Source organism: Aquimarina sp. MMG015, from assembly GCF_018100855.1.
GTDB lineage: Bacteria > Bacteroidota > Bacteroidia > Flavobacteriales > Flavobacteriaceae > Aquimarina > Aquimarina latercula.
In genome coordinates this window covers 1-1,464 of the sequence record NZ_JAGJEB010000029.1, presented here as the reverse complement: position 1 = coordinate 1,464, position 1,464 = coordinate 1, and the positions used below count along the sequence as shown (strand labels likewise).

Genomic DNA, 1,464 nt, shown 5'->3' with positions numbered 1-1,464 from the left:
GTAGGTATTAAACGTTGTAGGTAATTAGAGATGAACGAAACTCTGAATAAAATAGAAGGTATTTTTTCCATTTTCCACGATGGGACAATTACTCAATGGGAATCGATTGAAAACGGAATTGAGTTGATTATTGAATGTGAATATCTCGCGGAATTAATTGACTCTGAATTTACCAAGTTTCACGTTGAATTAAATAAAATCTTGAAACTTGAGTTAGAGCCTTGGATGAACCCAATTGAACTGCCTAAAGAAATCAAAAAATCGCCAACTGAAATTTTTAAAGCGGAATTGGAAATCCTGTCTGCAAAAACTGAAAATGGAATTGTAGAGGTCTCTTGTAATCAACACAATCTTGAATTTAATTATTGTGGCGGAATTCTTAAGATTTTGGCAGAAAAGATAACTGTTAAATCAGAAAATAAAGATGAATTAAGCATAAACGAGCTAAATAAAATGAGTAATTCATATTGGAACAAATAAAACTACCTACAACAACATATATGTGACCATAGCAGCTAAGTGATGAATCGAATGGTTGTCGTATTTTTGGTAAGGCGCAATGCTTGCAGAAAGTAAAAGTTAGCAACCAATGCGCAGTTTTTGTCGAAAATAGGGTAACATTTTGCCCTGCTACGACACATATATTAAACGTTGTAGGTAATCCAAAATTAAAATAACTCTAATCAAATTTTAGAACAGATTTATGAGTAAAGAATCTTTTAAGAACAGAATGAATAAATTACCTGACAAGGAATTAATAGCTATTCTTAAAGAGAGGCATCAATATCAAAAAAATGCTATAGATGCTGCCATTGAAGTAGCTGAATCTAGGAATCTAAATTTTGAAGAAATTAGGAAAGAAATTGCTGATGAACGTCTTGGCGCAGAAATTGATCAAAAAGAACTAAATGAAGAACGGCAGCGAAAAATTATTGAACTAACACCGAAGATTATTGGAATCTATCAAATTGTTGGAGGAGTGTTCTTAATTTTATCTTCTTTATTTATTTCACCATTTCAACTAAAAATAATTACTCAAATATCTTTACTATTATTTGCCTCCTTTTCAGTAATTGCAGGATATTTATTGTTAAAGGAGAAAAAAAATGGTATATTATTATCTGTGATTAACCAAGCACTTCAAATTATAAAATTCCAAATTTTCAGTTACGGGTTCAAATACTATACTCCATTATTTCTGGGATTAGTAATTACTGATGAATTAAGTTTTGGACTTGATATTCAGCCTGGAATGTCATTTATTCTTGGACCATCAGAACCTGATTACAACATGTTTTTCGGAATGAATTTGATTGCGATAGCAGCTATTTATTATGTATACAAATACAAAGAACTAAATACAAATAAATAAACTACCTACAACAACATATATGTGCCATAGCAGCTAGGTGATGAATCGAATGGTTGTTGTATTTTTGGTAAGGCGCAATGCTTGCAGAATGG

At 31.3% G+C, this 1,464-nt stretch carries 2 protein-coding genes; both read left to right on the top strand.

The window, feature by feature from the left end; all coding sequences use genetic code 11:
* Positions 1-30 precede the first annotated feature (30 nt).
* Positions 31-480 (top strand): hypothetical protein, encoded by a 450-nt coding sequence (locus J8L88_RS23340; RefSeq protein WP_211062067.1) that lies wholly within the window; start codon positions 31-33, stop codon positions 478-480.
* A 223-nt stretch (positions 481-703) separates the two neighbouring features.
* The gene (locus J8L88_RS23335) at positions 704-1,372 is read left to right on the top strand and encodes a hypothetical protein (protein WP_211062066.1); all 669 of its coding nucleotides are present in this window, start codon (positions 704-706) and stop codon (positions 1,370-1,372) included.
* Positions 1,373-1,464: the final 92 nt, after the last annotated feature.